This is a genomic window from Streptomyces sp. NBC_01551 (genome assembly GCF_026339935.1).
In the GTDB taxonomy this organism is placed as follows: domain Bacteria; phylum Actinomycetota; class Actinomycetes; order Streptomycetales; family Streptomycetaceae; genus Streptomyces.
In genome coordinates, this window is record NZ_JAPEPX010000001.1 from 1,238,284 (window position 1) to 1,253,393 (window position 15,110).

At 72.4% G+C, this 15,110-nt stretch carries 17 protein-coding genes; 8 read left to right on the forward strand and 9 right to left on the reverse strand.

What is annotated here, in order from left to right:
• Positions 1-88 precede the first annotated feature (88 nt).
• Together OG982_RS05440 and serB are read left to right on the forward strand one after the other, a co-directional pair.
• A complete protein-coding gene (locus OG982_RS05440; RefSeq protein ID WP_323139230.1) occupies positions 89-1,345 on the forward strand; it encodes a streptophobe family protein in 1,257 nt (418 codons plus the stop codon).
• Positions 1,346-1,492: 147 nt separating this feature from the next.
• Positions 1,493-2,692, forward strand: a complete 1,200-nt coding sequence (serB, locus tag OG982_RS05445; protein WP_266789235.1) for a phosphoserine phosphatase SerB — start codon at positions 1,493-1,495, stop codon at positions 2,690-2,692.
• Positions 2,693-2,808: 116 nt separating this feature from the next.
• Here serB and OG982_RS05450 read toward each other — a convergent pair whose 3' ends face one another.
• From OG982_RS05450 to OG982_RS05465, 4 genes are all read right to left on the reverse strand, one after another.
• Complete coding sequence (locus OG982_RS05450; protein WP_266789234.1) at positions 2,809-3,330, reverse strand: histidine phosphatase family protein; 522 nt, start codon at positions 3,328-3,330, stop codon at positions 2,809-2,811.
• 75 nt (positions 3,331-3,405) lie between these two features.
• Positions 3,406-3,636 carry a hypothetical protein gene (locus tag OG982_RS05455; RefSeq protein WP_266789232.1) on the reverse strand — a complete coding sequence of 77 codons (231 nt, stop codon included), beginning with the start codon at positions 3,634-3,636 and terminating at the stop codon, positions 3,406-3,408.
• Positions 3,637-3,793: 157 nt separating this feature from the next.
• Positions 3,794-3,913, reverse strand: a complete 120-nt coding sequence (locus OG982_RS05460) for an SGM_5486 family transporter-associated protein (RefSeq protein ID WP_266789230.1) — start codon at positions 3,911-3,913, stop codon at positions 3,794-3,796.
• A 5-nt stretch (positions 3,914-3,918) separates the two neighbouring features.
• Positions 3,919-5,241: an MFS transporter gene (locus tag OG982_RS05465; protein WP_266789228.1), complete on the reverse strand. Its 1,323-nt coding sequence runs from the start codon at positions 5,239-5,241 to the stop codon at positions 3,919-3,921.
• Between the two features lie 70 nt (positions 5,242-5,311).
• Here OG982_RS05465 and OG982_RS05470 point away from each other — a divergent pair, with 70 nt between their 5' ends.
• A complete protein-coding gene (locus tag OG982_RS05470; RefSeq protein ID WP_266789226.1) occupies positions 5,312-5,983 on the forward strand; it encodes a FadR/GntR family transcriptional regulator in 672 nt (223 codons plus the stop codon).
• Positions 5,984-5,990: 7 nt separating this feature from the next.
• Here the strand turns inward: OG982_RS05470 and OG982_RS05475 are convergent, their stop codons facing one another.
• The 3 genes from OG982_RS05475 to fabG all read right to left on the reverse strand — a co-directional run bounded on the left by OG982_RS05475 (position 5,991) and on the right by fabG (position 8,180).
• Positions 5,991-6,482: a hypothetical protein gene (locus tag OG982_RS05475; protein ID WP_266789225.1), complete on the reverse strand. Its 492-nt coding sequence runs from the start codon at positions 6,480-6,482 to the stop codon at positions 5,991-5,993.
• Positions 6,483-6,684: 202 nt separating this feature from the next.
• Positions 6,685-7,455 (reverse strand): enoyl-ACP reductase FabI, encoded by a 771-nt coding sequence (gene fabI / locus OG982_RS05480; RefSeq protein ID WP_266789223.1) that lies wholly within the window; start codon positions 7,453-7,455, stop codon positions 6,685-6,687.
• A gap of 5 nt (positions 7,456-7,460) precedes the next feature.
• Positions 7,461-8,180 carry a 3-oxoacyl-[acyl-carrier-protein] reductase gene (gene fabG, locus OG982_RS05485; RefSeq protein ID WP_266789221.1) on the reverse strand — a complete coding sequence of 240 codons (720 nt, stop codon included), beginning with the start codon at positions 8,178-8,180 and terminating at the stop codon, positions 7,461-7,463.
• 185 nt (positions 8,181-8,365) lie between these two features.
• On the opposite strand from fabG, the gene OG982_RS05490 reads away from it, so the two are divergent.
• The 3 genes from OG982_RS05490 to tyrS all read left to right on the forward strand — a co-directional run bounded on the left by OG982_RS05490 (position 8,366) and on the right by tyrS (position 12,682).
• Positions 8,366-9,889 (forward strand): TldD/PmbA family protein, encoded by a 1,524-nt coding sequence (locus tag OG982_RS05490; RefSeq protein WP_266789219.1) that lies wholly within the window; start codon positions 8,366-8,368, stop codon positions 9,887-9,889.
• Complete coding sequence (locus OG982_RS05495; protein ID WP_266789217.1) at positions 9,886-11,289, forward strand: metallopeptidase TldD-related protein; 1,404 nt, start codon at positions 9,886-9,888, stop codon at positions 11,287-11,289. Before OG982_RS05490 ends, OG982_RS05495 begins: the two co-directional genes overlap by 4 nt.
• A gap of 127 nt (positions 11,290-11,416) precedes the next feature.
• Entirely contained in the window at positions 11,417-12,682 is a 1,266-nt protein-coding gene (gene tyrS / locus OG982_RS05500) for a tyrosine--tRNA ligase (protein ID WP_266789215.1), read from the forward strand.
• A 111-nt stretch (positions 12,683-12,793) separates the two neighbouring features.
• Here tyrS and OG982_RS05505 read toward each other — a convergent pair whose 3' ends face one another.
• Positions 12,794-13,069: a GlsB/YeaQ/YmgE family stress response membrane protein gene (locus tag OG982_RS05505; RefSeq protein ID WP_266789213.1), complete on the reverse strand. Its 276-nt coding sequence runs from the start codon at positions 13,067-13,069 to the stop codon at positions 12,794-12,796.
• A gap of 235 nt (positions 13,070-13,304) precedes the next feature.
• On the opposite strand from OG982_RS05505, the gene OG982_RS05510 reads away from it, so the two are divergent.
• Positions 13,305-13,583: a DUF3099 domain-containing protein gene (locus tag OG982_RS05510; protein WP_266792190.1), complete on the forward strand. Its 279-nt coding sequence runs from the start codon at positions 13,305-13,307 to the stop codon at positions 13,581-13,583.
• Between the two features lie 138 nt (positions 13,584-13,721).
• Positions 13,722-13,976 carry a hypothetical protein gene (locus OG982_RS05515; protein WP_266789211.1) on the forward strand — a complete coding sequence of 85 codons (255 nt, stop codon included), beginning with the start codon at positions 13,722-13,724 and terminating at the stop codon, positions 13,974-13,976.
• An 18-nt stretch (positions 13,977-13,994) separates the two neighbouring features.
• Here OG982_RS05515 and moaA read toward each other — a convergent pair whose 3' ends face one another.
• Positions 13,995-14,984, reverse strand: a complete 990-nt coding sequence (gene moaA / locus OG982_RS05520) for a GTP 3',8-cyclase MoaA (RefSeq protein WP_266789209.1) — start codon at positions 14,982-14,984, stop codon at positions 13,995-13,997.
• Between the last annotated feature and the right edge of the window lie 126 nt (positions 14,985-15,110).

Consider the following 15,110-nt stretch of genomic DNA (forward strand, 5'->3'; position numbering starts at 1 on the left):
TGCTGGCGGTGGGCGGAACCGTGACGCCCTCGGGTGACGTCTCGGCCTTCGGGTCACCGGGGAGGCCGCCGAAACCTCCCTGGACGTCATGCCGTTGGGAGTCGCGCTGGCCGGGGCGCTGGTGCTGGCCGGCGTCTTCCTGCGCTCGCTGCGGGCCGGGGCGCCCGCCGGTGAGCTCGTGGCGCGGGCGGGGGTGGTGGCGGCGCTGTTCGTCGCCGCGGCGGGCGGGCCGGCGTGGGCCGGGCACGACGTGGTCACCCTGGACGGGGCCCGGCTGCCGGGAGCGGCGAGGGTGCCGGAGAAGGTGGAGATCCCCGGGATCGGGGACATCGGCGGGCTGCTCCCGGACCGCATCGGGGACCTGATCGAGACCCGGGCCCGGGTGGGGTTCTCCGTGGAGGCCGGGCCGACCCTGCTGGGCGCGGCGGTGTGGGTGGTGGCCGTACTGGCGGTGGCGCTGCTGGCCTCGCGGCGCGGTCCGGCGGCGTTCGCGCGGGTGCGGCCGGCGGTGTCGGCGGTGGTGGCGCTGCTGCTGGTCGCGGTCGCGGCCGGGCTCGCGGCGGCGGGGTGGGCTGCGGCCGGGGACGAGCGTCCGGGGCGGGTGCTGGGAGCCGCGCTGCTCGGGGCGCCGAACGGGAGCTGGACCGGGGTGCTGCTGGGGGCGTTCGTCCCGCTGTCCGGCCGGGCGTGGGGGGAGCCGGCGCGGCTGCTGCCGGATCCGCTGGACGACGTACTGGGGGTGGCGGGGCGGGAGCCGGTGACGGTGGCGCGGCTCGCGGAGTACGACGAGCGGGTCTGGCTGCTGGTCGCGGGCGTGGGCCTGCTGATGCTGTACGCGGGGGTGCTGGCGGCCGTACGGACTCCGGGGCGCGGGATCCTGGGGTGCGCGGGGCGCCTCTCGGCGGTGACCGGCGTGACGTTCGCGGCGCTGGTGTGGCTGACGGGCCTGTCGGCGGACGCCGCCCTGACGGTGCTCGGGGTGGACACGGTGGACGCCGGGGTGGAACTCCGCGGGGACCCGGTGACGGCGCTCCTGACCGGCGCGGCGTGGGGCGCCGCGGCGGGGGCGACGGGCGCGGCCCTGACCCGCCGTCGCCGCCGGGCGGCCTGGTCGGCGCGGTCAGCCCCGAGCCCGGCCGCCTGGCCGAACCCGGCCAACCCACCCGCCCGTGGGCCGTACGGGCCGCCGCCGCCCGAGTGGGATCCTCCGCCCCTCGATCCGGACGGGTCCTGGGACGTGACGATCACGGGCCTGCCGCCGAAGCCGCGTCGGCCCGCCCGACGCCCGCCCTTCACCCCGCCACCTCCCCCACCTCCGCCTCCCCCACCGCGTCCGCCGTCCTGACCACCGCGTGACCGCCCCGACGGGGGCAGCGGCCGCCCTGGGCCAAGACGCGCGGGCGGGGCGGCGGGGAGGGTGTGGAGGCTCGGGCGTTCGCAGGGTGGGACGGGGGTCCGCCGCCGGGGGCGGGGAAGATACGGTGAGGTCACCATGAGCGCTTCGCAGACCTCCGACGTCCCCACCCTCCTCGTCAAGATCTTCGGCAAGGACCGTCCCGGGATCACCGCCGGGCTGTTCGACACCCTCGCCGCCTACTCCGTCGATGTCGTCGACATCGAGCAGGTCGTCACCCGCGGCCGCATCGTCCTGTGCGCCCTCGTCACCCAGCCCACCGCCAGCACGGAGGGTGAGCTGCGGGCCACCGTCCACAGCTGGGCCGAGTCGCTCAAGCTCCAGGCCGAGATCCTCTCCGGTACCGGCGACAACCGGCCGCGCGGCAGCGGCCGTTCCCACGTCACCGTGCTCGGCCACCCCCTGACCGCCGAGTCCACGGCGGCCATCGCCTCCCGGATCACCTCGACCGGCGGCAACATCGACCGTATCTTCCGGCTCGCGAAGTACCCGGTGACGGCGGTCGAGTTCGCCGTGTCCGGCACCGAGACCGGGCCGCTGCGCACCGCGCTGGCCACCGAGGCCGCGCACATCGGCGTCGACGTGGCCGTGGTGTCGGCGGGGCTGCACCGCCGGGCCCAGCGGCTCGTCGTGATGGACGTGGACTCGACCCTGATCCAGGACGAGGTCATCGAGCTGTTCGCGGCGCACGCCGGCTGCGAGGCCGAGGTCGCCGAGGTGACCGAGCGGGCCATGCGCGGCGAGCTGGACTTCGAGCAGTCGCTGCACGCCCGTGTGGCGCTGCTGGCCGGGCTCGACGCCTCCGTGGTGGACAAGGTGCGCGCCGAGGTGCGCCTGACGCCGGGCGCGCGGACCCTGATCCGTACCCTCAAGCGGCTCGGCTACCAGGTCGGTGTGGTCTCCGGCGGGTTCACCCAGGTGACGGACGACCTCCAGGAGCGGCTGGGGCTGGACTTCGCCTCCGCCAACACGCTGGAGATCGTGGACGGGAAGCTGACCGGCCGGGTCACCGGCGAGATCGTGGACCGGGCGGGCAAGGCCCGGCTGCTGCGCCGTTTCGCGGCGGAGGCCGGGGTGCCGCTGGACCAGACGGTGGCGATCGGCGACGGCGCCAATGACCTGGACATGCTGAACGCGGCCGGTCTGGGCGTGGCCTTCAACGCCAAGCCGGTGGTCCGCGAGGCCGCGCACACCGCCGTGAACGTGCCGTTCCTGGACGCGGTGCTGTACCTGCTGGGGATCACCCGGGAAGAGGTCGAGGCCGCGGGCCTCACGTGACCCGCAGCCCCCGCGTCCCGCGCGCGTACAGAGGACGGGCCCCGGCGGATCATCCGCGCCGGGGCCCGTCCTCGTAGGCATGCGCTAGGCATGCGGTGGGCATCCGTCGGTGCCGGTCAGTGTTCCTTGGGCGTCCAGTAGTCCAGCAGCGTGCCGACCCCGTGCTCCAGCGACTTCCACGAGCCGGTGAAGGAGACGATCGCGAGCGCCGCGGTCGGGAAGCCGGTGCGGTGCATTCTCTTCGCGGTGTCCGCCTCGGCGCGCCCGGCCAGGGCGTCGGCGAGGGCGTGCATGCCGGGGTTGTGGCCGATGACGAGGAGGTCGCGGACCTCGTCCGAGGTCTCGTTCAGCAGGGCGATGAGTTCGCCCAGCGAGGCGTCGTACAGCCTCTCCTCGTAGTGGGTCTTCGGCCGGTGCGGCAGTTCCTGGACGGCGAGCTTCCAGGTTTCGCGGGTACGGGCGGCGGTGGAGCAGAGGGCCAGGTCGAAGGCGATGCCGGTCTCGGCCAGCTTCAGACCGACGGCCGGCGCGTCCTTGCGGCCTCGCTCCGCCAGCGGGCGTTCGTGGTCGGCCACCTCGGGCCAGTCGGCCTTGGCGTGCCGGAGGAGGACGATCCTGCGGGGTGTGTCGGCGCTCATGACCCCCAGCTTCGCACGAATTGAGCCACGGGGCCCGGGGTGTTGGGGTGCTCGTACGGCGGGATCCGGAGCGGATCAGCCGACGACGCGGAGCAGCTGTTCGGTGACCTGGAGCAGCGCGGAGACCTCGCCGGTGGCGGCGTGGGCCTCGGTCGATCCGGCGAGGAGGAGAAGCAGGAGCCCGAACGCGAGCGCGGGCAGGGCCAGCGCCCACCAGTGCAGCCGGGCGTTCGCGCCGGCGGCGGCCGGGCGGTGGCGGGAGGGGACGGCGGTCGGGAAGTGGCGGGTGTGCGTGGGGGCCGACATGGCCGCCTCCGTGGGTGTTCGGGCGGGACTGGCTCGCTGGCTTCGAATCTATGGATTCGAAGCGGCGGCTCCCATCCGGGGGACACCCCAGTTCTCCCTGAGCCTTGCCCCCTAGGGGTTGGTGGGGTTAGCCCTACCAACCCCGGGGGGCCTTCCGTCAGGGGGAGGCGAGCGTCGCGATGACGGAGATGATCACGGTCACGACGAGCATCGCGCCGAGCACGAGGCTGAGCTTCTTGTGGCTGTCCTGCGGGTTCGGATCAAGTACGGGCGACATGTTCCTCAGTCTCGCACGCCGCATTCGCCCTCGATCGTGCGGTCCCGGCCCGCGAGCACACCGAGCGCGATCTGCGGGACGAGCAGGCAGGCCATCACCACGAGGGGCAGGTCCCAGCCGCCGCTGTGCTGGTAGAGGGTGCCGATGAGGATCGGTCCGGGGATGGAGATGAGGTAGCCGGTGCTCTGGGCGAAGGCGGAGAGCTTGACGACGCCGGCCGGGGACTTGGCGCGCAGCCCGATCATCGTGATGACGAGGGGGAAGGCGCAGTTGGAGATGCCGAGGAGGAGCGCCCAGGCCCAGGCGCCCGCGGCGGGGGCGAGGTAGAGCCCGAGGTAGCCGGCGAGGCCGAAGAGGCCGAGGGTGACGGCGATGGGGCCCTGGTTGCGCATCCGGCCGGCGAGGCCCGGGATGACGAAGGCCAGGGGCACGCCCATGACCATGGTGACGGCGAGCAGGACGCCGGCCGTCCCGGCGGAGACGCCCGCGTCGCGGAAGATCTGCGGGAGCCAGCCCATGGTGACGTAGGCGCCGGTGGCCTGGAGGCCGAAGTAGCAGGCCAGGGCCCAGGCGGTACGGCTGCGCACGACGCGCGGGCCGGAGTCCGCCCGTACGGCCGGGGCCGGGGCGGCGGGCGAAGCGGCCTCGGCGGCGGCCCGCTCGCGGCGGCTCACCGCGGCGACGGGCAGCCACGGCAGTACGGCGGCCAGCGCGAGGACGGCCCAGATCAGCAGGCCGGTGCGCCAGCTGCCGCCGAGGGCGGAGGTCAGCGGGACGGTCGCGGCGGCGGCGAGCGAGGTGCCGGCGGCCAGGGCCATGGAGTAGAGGCCGGTCATGGTGCCGACCCGGTCGGGGAACCAGCGCTTGACGATGACCGGGAGCAGCACGTTGGTCAGGGCTATGCCGGCCAGGGACAGGGCGCTGGCGGCGAGGAACCCCGCGGCGTTGGACGCGAACGGCCGGATCAGCAGGCCGGCGGCGATCGCGGCCATGCCGGCGCAGACGACGGCGGCCGGGCCGAAGCGGCGGGAGAGCCGGGGCGCGGTGACGCCGAAGACGGCGAAGCAGAGCGTGGGGACGGAGGTGATCAGTCCGGCGACGGTGCCGCTCATGCCGAGGCCGGTGCGGGTCTCCTCGAAGAGCGCGCCGAGGCTGGTGATGGCGGGCCGCAGGTTGAGGGCGGCGAGCACGATGCCGACGATGAGGACCGGGCCGAGCCACGCGGGTTGCCGGGCCGCGGCGGCGGGGACGGGGACGCGGGCGGGCCGCGAGGGCTCCGTGCGCGGGGCCCTCGGCCGGTTCAGTGTCTGGATTTCATCGTCGAGCATTCAGCCATCATAGAATCATGGGATGATTGGTTGTCCAATCGTCTGACGGTTCCGGAGAGGACCCGCACCCATGCCGCTGACCTCGCCCCGGCGATCCGCGCTCGTCGACCAGGTGATCGCCCAGCTCAGGAATCAGATCACCTCCGGCGAGTGGCCGGTCGGCTCCCGCATCCCCACCGAGCCGGAGCTGGTGGAGCTGCTGGGCGTCGCCCGCAACACCGTGCGGGAGGCCGTCCGGGCCCTCGCGCACAACGGGCTGCTCGACATCCGCCAGGGCTCGGGCACGTACGTGCTGGCCACCAGCGAGCTGGCCGGGGTGATGCACCGCCGTTTCGCCGGGGCCGATCCCCGCGACATCGCGGAGCTGCGCTCGACGCTGGAGTCCTCGGCGGCGCGGCTCGCGGCCGAGCGCCGCAGCGCGCGGGACCTCGTACAGCTGGACGCGCTGCTGGCCCGGCGCGAGGAGGCGTGGGAGAGCGGGGACGCCGAGCGGTTCGTCGCGGCGGACGTGGCGCTGCACATGGCGGTGGTGGCCGCCTCGCACAACGAGGTGCTGATCGAGCTGTACGCGGACCTCGGCGACCTGGTGGCGGACTGGCTGCGCACGGACGTCGGCACGGTGCTGGATCCCGCCTCACACGTGGACCACGCCCGGCTGATCGAGGCGGTCCGGCGCGGGGACGCGGACGCGGCGGCCTCGGAGGCCGCGGGCTACCCGTTCGTCTGCCTGGGCAGGGGCTGAAGGAGCCTCAGGGCCGCTCGTGGGTCACCCAGGCCGAGCGGACCTCCTTCCAGCAGCGGCCGGTGAGCTCGACCCGGCCGGCGGGTCCGACGGCGACGGCGGCGCCGTCCCCGTCCACGTCCCACCAGCGGTCGCACTCCACGTGCAGCCGGATCAGGTCGGTCTCGGGGTAGCTGTTGTGGCAGTACGACGTCACCCGCGAGCCCTCGATCTCGGTGTCGCAGTCGGCGCCGAAGAGCTCCCGGGCGGCGCGCGGCGCGGGCTGTACGGGCGGCTCGGCGGGAATCTCCGCCAGGTCCACGACGGCCCGGTCGCCCGCGACCCGGTCCCCCGCCACCCAGTCCCCCGCGATCCGGTCGCCCGCGGCCCGGTCCCCGGCGGCCCAGTCCCCAGCCGCCCGGTCCCCCGGGGCCTGCGCGACGGCTCCGGGGATCAGGAATCCGGTGAGAACCATCGAGGTGACCAGCAGCGATACCGCCCGGCTCCGCCTCGCGCGCACTCCCGTACCTCCTCCCCGCAGGAGCCGGGAAGATCCCGACGAGGTCAGTTTGCAGGCAAATGTCCGCCATTTCGACTCGGGAAGATCCCGTCGGGCGGCGAACATCCGATCGACCGTTCGGGCTCGCTCCCCGAAAACGGCGGCGGCCGCGCCTCCCGGAAGGGGAAGCGCGGCCGCCGCCGTACGGAGTCGGGGCCCTGGATCAGGCACCCATCGCGTGCAGGCCGCCGTCCACGTGGACGATCTCGCCGGTGGTCTTCGGGAACCAGTCCGACAGCAGGGCCACGACGCCCTTGCCCGCCGGCTCCGGGTCGCTCATGTCCCACTCCAGCATGGAGCGCGAGTTCCAGACGTCCGCCAGCTCCGAGAAGCCCGGGATGGACTTCGCGGCCATCGAGCCGATCGGGCCGGCCGAGACCAGGTTGCAGCGGATGTTCTCCTTGCCCAGGTCGCGGGCGAGGTAGCGGCTGGTGGCCTCCAGCGCGGCCTTGGCCGGGCCCATCCAGTCGTACTGCGGCCAGGCGAACTGCGCGTCGAAGGTGAGGCCGACGACGGCCGCGCCCTCCGCCGGGAACAGCGGCTTGCAGGCCATGGTCAGCGACTTCAGCGAGAACGCCGAGACGTGCATGGCGGTGGCCACGGACTCGAACGGGGTGTTCAGGAAGTTGCCGCCGAGGGCGTCCTGCGGCGCGAAGCCGATCGAGTGGACGACGCCGTCGAGGCCCCCGAGCTCGTCACGGACGAGACCCTCCAGGCGGGCCAGGTGCTCGTCGTTGGTGACGTCGAGCTCGATCACCTTGACCGGCTTGGGCAGCTTCTTGGCGATGCGCTCGGTCAGCGTCGGGCGCGGGAACGCCGTCAGGATGACCTCGGCGCCCTGCTCCTGGGCCAGCTTGGCGGTGTGGAAGGCGATGGACGACTCCATCAGCACACCCGTGATGAGGATGCGCTTGCCGTCGAGAATTCCGCTCATGGTGATCAGTGACCCATGCCCAATCCGCCGTCAACGGGAATGACGGCTCCGGTGATGTACGCGGCGTCGTCGGACGCCAGGAAGCTCACGGCTGCCGCGATCTCCTCGGGCTGCGCGTAACGGGCCAGCGGCACCTGGGCCACGATGGCCGCACGCTGCTCGTCGGTGAGCACCTTCGTCATGTCGGTGTCCACGAACCCGGGGGCGACCACGTTGAACGTGATGTTGCGGGAGCCCAGCTCACGGGCCAGCGAACGGGCGAAGCCGACCAGCGCCGCCTTGGAGGCGGCGTAGTTGGACTGGCCGCCCGCGCCCAGCAGGCCGACGACCGAGGAGATCAGGACGACGCGGCCCTTCTTGGCACGGAGCATGCCGCGGTTCGCGCGCTTGACCACCCGGAAGGTGCCGGTGAGGTTGGTGTCGACGACCGACGCGAAGTCCTCCTCGGACATGCGCATCAGCAGCGTGTCCTTGGTGATGCCGGCGTTGGCCACCAGCACCTCCACCGCTCCGTGCTTGTCCTCGATCTCCTTGTAGGCCTGCTCCACCTGCTCGGAGTCCGTGATGTCGCAGCGGACGGCCAGCACACCGCGCTCGGTGAGCTCCTGCGGCGGCTCGCCGGACCGGTACGTGATCGCGACCTTGTCTCCGGCCTCCGCGAAGGCTCGGGCGATGGCGAGGCCGATGCCCCGGTTTCCTCCGGTGACGAGAACCGAGCGGCTCAACAGATCACCCTTTCGCTTGGCGGTATGAGTACCGAAAACCTATAGGTCTTGTCCGCCATACAAAGAATCCGGCTCCGACAGGGCCTCGCGACGGGCTCTGTCGAGTCCCTACAGAAAGATGTAGGCACAAAGCCCCCGAGCGCGACATGATCGGGGCGACCGGCCCCGACCCCGGGAGGAACTCCGTGCCCCATTCCATCGACGCGGCCTTCACCGCGCTGCCCTTGCGGGCGCTCGCCGACGCGGCGCTCGCGCGGGCCCGTGCGCTGGGCGCCGACCATGCCGATTTCCGGCTGGAGCGGATCCGTAGCGCCTCCTGGCGGCTGCGCGACGCCAAGCCGTCCGGGGGGTCGGACACCACCGACCTCGGTTACGCGGTCCGGGTGGTGCACGGAGGCAGCTGGGGGTTCGCCTCCGGCGTGGACCTCACGATGGACGGCGCCGCCAAGGTGGCCTCGCAGGCCGTGGCCATGGCGAAGCTCTCCGCCCAGGTGATCAAGGCGGCCGGCTCGGACGAGCGCGTGGAGCTCGCCGACGAGCCGGTGCACGCCGACAAGACGTGGATCTCCGCCTACGACGTGAACCCGTTCGAGGTTCCCGACGCGGAGAAGGCGGCGCTGCTCGCCGACTGGAGCTCCCGGCTGCTGGCGGCCGACGGAGTGGCGCACGTGGACGCCTCCCTGCTCGCCGTCCACGAGAACAAGTTCTACGCCGACACCGCGGGCACCGTGACCACCCAGCAGCGGGTCCGGATCCACCCGCAGCTCACCGCCGTCGCCGTGGACGCCACCACCGGCGAGTTCGACTCTATGCGCACCGTCGCCCCGCCGGCCGGCCGCGGCTGGGAGTACCTGACGGGCACCGGCTGGGACTGGAACGCCGAGCTGGAGCAGATGCCCGTACTGCTCGCCGAGAAGATGCGGGCGCCGAGCGTCGAGGCCGGGCGCTACGACCTGGTGGTGGACCCGTCCAACCTGTGGCTCACCATCCACGAGTCCATCGGCCACGCCACCGAGCTGGACCGGGCGCTGGGCTACGAGGCGGCGTACGCGGGCACCTCCTTCGCCACCTTCGACCAGCTGGGCACGCTCAAGTACGGCTCCCCGATCATGAACGTGACGGGTGACCGCACGGCGCCTCACGGACTGGCCACCATCGGGTACGACGACGAGGGCGTCGAGGCGCAGAGCTGGGACCTGGTCAAGGACGGCACCCTGACGGGCTACCAGACGGACCGCCGGATCGCGAAGCTGACCGGCCTGGGCCGCTCCAACGGCTGCGCGTACGCCGACTCCCCCGGGCACGTCCCGGTGCAGCGGATGGCGAACGTCTCCCTCCAGCCGGACCCGGGCGGGCTGTCCACGGAGGACCTGATCGGCGGGGTGGAGCGCGGGATCTACGTGGTCGGCGACCGCTCCTGGTCGATCGACATGCAGCGCTACAACTTCCAGTTCACGCAGCAGAGGGCGTACAGGATCGAGAACGGCCGGCTGGCCGGGCAGCTGCGCGACGTCGCGTACCAGGCGACGACCACCGACTTCTGGGGCTCGATGGAGAAGGTCGGCGGCCCGCAGACGTACGTGCTGGGCGGCGCCTTCAACTGCGGGAAGGCCCAGCCGGGCCAGGTCGCGGCGGTCTCCCACGGCTGCCCGTCCGCGCTGTTCCGCGACGTGAACATCTTGAACACCACGCAGGAGGCCGGCCGATGAGCGCGCTTTCCAACGGACGTACGAAGCCCCACGAGATCGTCGAGCGGGCACTGGAGCTGTCCACCGCCGACGGCTGTGTCGTCATCGCCGACGAGGAGTCGACGGCGAACCTGCGCTGGGCGGGCAACGCCCTGACGACCAACGGTGTCACCCGCGGCCGCACCCTGACCGTGATCGCCACCGTCGACGGCAAGGAGGGCACGGCCTCGGGGGTCGTGTCGCGCGCCGCCGTCACCGCCGCCGACCTGGAACCGCTGGTACGGGCCGCCGAGGCGGCCGCGCGCGGGGCCGGCCCGGCGGAGGACGCCCGGCCGCTGGTCACCGGGACCCCCGCCTCCCCGGACTTCGCGGACGCCCCGGCCGAGACCTCCTCGGCGGTGTTCGCGGACTTCGCCCCGGCTCTCGGCGAGGCCTTCGCCCGGGCCCGGGCGGGCGGGCGGGAACTGTACGGCTTCGCCAACCACGAGCTGGTCTCCACGTACGTCGGCACCTCGACGGGGCTGCGGCTGCGCCACGACCAGCCCAACGGCACGCTGGAGCTCAACGCGAAGTCCCCCGACCGGCAGCGCTCGGCCTGGGCCGGCCGCGCCACCCGGGACTTCAAGGACGTGGACCCGACCGCGCTGGACGCGGAGCTCGCCGTACGCCTGGGCTGGGCGCAGCGGAAGATCGACCTGCCCGCCGGGCGGTACGAGACCCTGCTGCCGCCGACGGCCGTGGCCGACCTCCTCATCTACCAGATGTGGTCGGCGGCGGCCCGGGACGCGACCGAGGGCCGGACCGTCTTCTCCAAGCCCGGCGGCGGCACCCGGCTCGGCGAGAAGCTCTCCGAGCTGCCGCTGACCCTGCGCAGCGACCCGAACGCCGCGGGGCTCGAGTCCGCGCCGTTCGTGATCGCGCACAGCTCCGGCGACGACGCCTCGGTCTTCGACAACGGCCTCCCGGTCCCCGCGACCGAGTGGATCCTGGACGGCGAGCTGAACCGGCTGACCACGACCCGGCACAGCGCGCACCTGACGGGGATGCCGCTCTCCCCCGGCTTCGGCAACCTGATCCTGGACGCCGGCGGCGAGAAGTCGCTGGAGGAGATGGTGGCCTCCACCGAGCGGGGTCTGCTGCTGACCTGCCTCTGGTACATCCGCGAGGTGGACCCTGCGACGCTGCTTCTCACGGGCCTGACCCGGGACGGCGTCTACCTGGTGGAGAACGGGCAGGTCGTCGGCGAGGTCAACAACTTCCGGTTCAACGAGTCCCCGGTGGACCTGCTCTCGCGGGCCTCGGAGGCCGGCCGGACCGAGAAGACCCTGCCGCGCGAGTGGAGCGACTGGTTCACCCGGACCGCGATGCCGGCCCTGCGGATCCCGGACTTCAACATGAGCTCGGTCAGCCGAGGGGTCTGAGCGGGCGCGGTCCGAGGGCCGGCCCAAGGGCCGGTCCAAGGGGCCGCGGGCACCTGGAGTTCACCCGGCCCACCTAGACTGGGCCGGACACCCCTCTCCGCCATCCACCACAAGGAGACACAGAACCGTGACGGACATCGTCGACGAACTGAAGTGGCGCGGGCTCTTCGCCCTGTCCACCGACGAAGAAGCGCTGCGCAAGGCGTTCGCGGACGGTCCTGTCACCTTCTATTGCGGGTTCGACCCGACCGCCGCCTCGCTGCACGTCGGCCACCTGGTGCAGGTGCTCACCGTGCGCCGGCTCCAGCAGGCCGGGCACCGGCCGCTGGCCCTGGTCGGCGGGGCCACGGGCCAGATCGGTGACCCGCGGCCCACCGCCGAGCGCACCCTGAACGACCCGGAGACGGTCGCGAACTGGGTGAACCGGCTGCGTTCGCAGATCGAGCCGTTCCTGTCCTTCGAGGGCGAGAACGCGGCGGTCATGGTGAACAACCTGGACTGGACGGCGGGCCTGTCCGCCATCGAGTTCCTGCGGGACATCGGCAAGCACTTCCGGGTCAACAAGATGCTGACGAAGGACTCCGTCGCCCGCCGGCTGGAGTCCGACCAGGGCATCAGCTACACGGAGTTCAGCTACCAGCTGCTCCAGGGCATGGACTTCCTGGAGCTGTACCGCCGCTACGGCTGCACCCTCCAGCAGGGCGGGTCCGACCAGTGGGGCAACCTCACGGCCGGTCTCGACCTGATCCACCGCCTGGAGCCGCACGCGAACGTGCACGCCATGGCGACCCCGCTGATGGTCAAGGCGGACGGCACCAAGTTCGGCAAGTCCGAGAGCGGGGCCGTCTGGCTGGACCCGGAGATGACCACGCCGTACGCGTTCTACCAGTTCTGGCTGAACGTGGACGACCGGGACATCTCCACCTACATGCGGATCCTCTCCTTCAGGTCCCGCGAGGAGCTGGAGGAGCTGGAGGCGCAGACCGCCGAGCGGCCGCAGGCGCGCGCCGCCCAGCGCGCGCTCGCGGAGGAGCTGACCACGCTGGTGCACGGCGCCGGCCAGTGCGCCGCCGTGATCGCCGCGTCGAAGGCGCTGTTCGGCCAGGGCGACCTGGCCGAGCTGGACGAGGCCACGCTCGCCGCGGCCCTGTCCGAGCTGCCGCACGCCAAGGTCGCCGAGGCGGGCCTGGTCGTGGACCTGCTCGCGGAGACCGGGCTGGTCGCCAGCAAGTCGGCCGCCCGCCGGACCGTGAAGGAGGGCGGTGCCTACGTGAACAACGCGAAGGTCACCGCCGAGGACGCGGTGCCCGCCAAGGAGGACCTGCTGCACGGGCGCTGGCTGGTGCTGCGCCGCGGCAAGAAGAACCTGGCGGCGGTCGAGGTCACCGGCTGACGGTACCCGTCACCCGGGCGGCCAGACAGACAGGCAGACACGGCGCGGGGGCCGGTACGGACGCATCGTCCGGCCGGCCCCTTCGCTGTGCCCGCAGCCCGCGGCCCGGCGCTACGCCGTCCGCTTCTTGCCCCACAGGGCCATGTACGCCATGTCGCCCAGCCCGACGATCAGGACGGCACCGGCGAGCTGCAGCAAGTGCCGGATCCAGTCGATGCCCTTGGTGTCCTCCACGCCGATCCACCGCGAGACCGCGTTGCCGAGAAGGGCGCCGACGATGCCGAACAGCGTCGTCAGCCAGAGCGGCTGGTGCTGCTTGCCCGGCAGGATGGCCCGGGCTATCAGGCCCAGCACGAATCCGACGATGATCGCCCACAACCATTCCATGTCGAGCCTCCTCGTGGCGCGTTGTGCGCATGTGCGCCCAGCTTCGGCCCGGCCGACCCGGCCCGCATGCCGGGTACCGCCATCCGGGCGACACCCCCCTCTCCTCGTTCCCCGACGAGGCGGCGTACCGTGGAAGCCTCCGGGCCGGGGAGTGTCCGGCGGACGAATCGGGTGGTGGAGCGTGCAGCGGACGAAGCGGAACGGGGCCGAGGTCTTCCGGATCACCGGGGCGCGGATGGGTCTCGCGGAGGACGTCCGCGGACGGCAGCGCCGGTACGTGATCTCGATGACGATCAGAACACTGTCGGTCATCGCAACGGTGCTCCTGTGGAACGTGGAACGTCATGTGGCGATCGTGACGCTCATCGCGGGGGCCTTGCTGCCCTACGTGGCCGTGGTCATCGCCAACGCGGGGCGCGAGTCGACGCCCTCGCTGCCCTCGCACTTCATCCCCGCCCCTGTGCACCCCGCACTGGGCCCGGGAAACCTCAAGAAAAGCTCAGATCAATCATGAAGTTCCGGTGCACCGCACCGGGTCCTGCGTGACATACTGCCTACGCGCTCCGCATCCCCCGTCGGAGCGACGGACCGACGCCGGGCAGCTCCCCCCGTGGCTGCTCGGCGTCGCCCTTCCGTTTGTAGGGTTGAGGCTGTGAACTCCCCTGATACGGACACGAACGCCGCCGACCCCGCCCCCACCTGCTCCGCCAAGGGCTGCCGTGACGCGGCGGTGTGGGTCCTCGCCTGGAACAACCCGAAGCTGCACACGCCGGAGCGGCGCAAGACGTGGCTGGCGTGCGAGGAGCACCGCGAGCACCTCTCCCAGTTCCTGGGCGTACGGGGCTTCCTCAAGGACGTCGTGAAGCTCGACGAGTGGGTCCAGCCGGAGGGCTCGGAGCGGCCCTAGGGGCGCGGCCCGGGGTGGCTATCCGCCGATCGCCGACATCGGGCGGTCGGGCTGCAGGAAGGACGGGTCGTCGAGGCCGGACCCGGCCTTCTTGCCCCACATGGCCACCTTCCACAGCCGGGCGATCTCCTCGTCCGGGGCCCCCGAGCGCAGGGCGCCGCGCAGGTCCGACTCCTCGGTGGCGAAGAGGCACGTACGGACCTGGCCGTCGGCCGTGAGCCGGGTGCGGTCGCAGGCGGAGCAGAACGGGCGGGTGACGGAGGCGATGACGCCGACGGTGGCCGGGCCGCCGTCGACGAGCCAGCGCTCGGCGGGGGCGGAGCCGCGTTCCTCGGCGCCTTCCTCGGTGAGCGTGAAGCGGGTGCGCAGGGACTGCAGGATGTCCCCGGCGGTGATCATGCCGTCGCGCTTCCAGCCGTGCTGGGCGTCGAGGGGCATCTGCTCGATGAAGCGGAGCTCGTACTCGTTCTCCACGGCCCAGGCGAGCAGGTCGGGGGCCTCGTCGTCGTTGAGCCCCGGCATCAGGACGGCGTTGACCTTGACCGGGGTCAGGCCGGCGTCGCGGGCCGCGGCCATGCCGTCGACGACGTCGTGGTGGCGGTCGCGGCGGGTGAGGGTCTTGAAGACCTCGGGCCGCAGGGTGTCCAGGGAAACGTTCACCCGGTCCAGGCCGGCGGCCTTGAGCGCCTGTGCGGTGCGCTTGAGGCCGATGCCGTTGGTGGTGAGCGACATCTTCGGGCGGGGCTCCAGGGCCGCGCACTGCTCGACTATCCCGACGAGGCCGGGGCGCAGCAGCGGCTCGCCGCCGGTGAAGCGGACCTCGGTGATCCCGAGTCGGGTGACGGCGATGCGGATCAGCCGGACGATCTCCTCGTCGCTCAGCAGGTCGGACTTGCCGAGCCACTGCAGACCCTCCTCGGGCATGCAGTACGTACAGCGCAGATTGCACCGGTCGGTGAGTGAGACGCGCAGGTCAGTGGCCACGCGCCCGTACGTGTCGAGAAGCACTGTGGGCCCCCTCCCCTGTCCGGTTCCATAGAGGTTCGCGCGGCGTCGGACGGACGCCTCCGCTGGTTTCGAGCCTACGCGACAGCTGTGGCATGTAGAGGTGCCCGAATGAACGAGACGCGACGC

Bases quoted from the DNA above. Each gene is read 5' to 3' on its own strand.
- OG982_RS05440 (WP_323139230.1), top strand. From the start codon at position 89: ATGCCGTTGGGAGTCGCGCTGGCCGGGGCGCTGGTGCTGGCCGGCGTC.
- serB (WP_266789235.1), top strand. From the start codon at position 1,493: ATGAGCGCTTCGCAGACCTCCGACGTCCCCACCCTCCTCGTCAAGATC.
- OG982_RS05450 (WP_266789234.1), bottom strand. From the start codon at position 3,330: ATGAGCGCCGACACACCCCGCAGGATCGTCCTCCTCCGGCACGCCAAG.
- OG982_RS05455 (WP_266789232.1), bottom strand. From the start codon at position 3,636: ATGTCGGCCCCCACGCACACCCGCCACTTCCCGACCGCCGTCCCCTCC.
- OG982_RS05460 (WP_266789230.1), bottom strand. From the start codon at position 3,913: ATGTCGCCCGTACTTGATCCGAACCCGCAGGACAGCCACAAGAAGCTC.
- OG982_RS05465 (WP_266789228.1), bottom strand. From the start codon at position 5,241: ATGCTCGACGATGAAATCCAGACACTGAACCGGCCGAGGGCCCCGCGC.
- OG982_RS05470 (WP_266789226.1), top strand. From the start codon at position 5,312: ATGCCGCTGACCTCGCCCCGGCGATCCGCGCTCGTCGACCAGGTGATC.
- fabI (WP_266789223.1), bottom strand. From the start codon at position 7,455: ATGAGCGGAATTCTCGACGGCAAGCGCATCCTCATCACGGGTGTGCTG.
- OG982_RS05495 (WP_266789217.1), top strand. From the start codon at position 9,886: ATGAGCGCGCTTTCCAACGGACGTACGAAGCCCCACGAGATCGTCGAG.
- OG982_RS05505 (WP_266789213.1), bottom strand. From the start codon at position 13,069: ATGGAATGGTTGTGGGCGATCATCGTCGGATTCGTGCTGGGCCTGATA.
- OG982_RS05510 (WP_266792190.1), top strand. From the start codon at position 13,305: ATGGGTCTCGCGGAGGACGTCCGCGGACGGCAGCGCCGGTACGTGATC.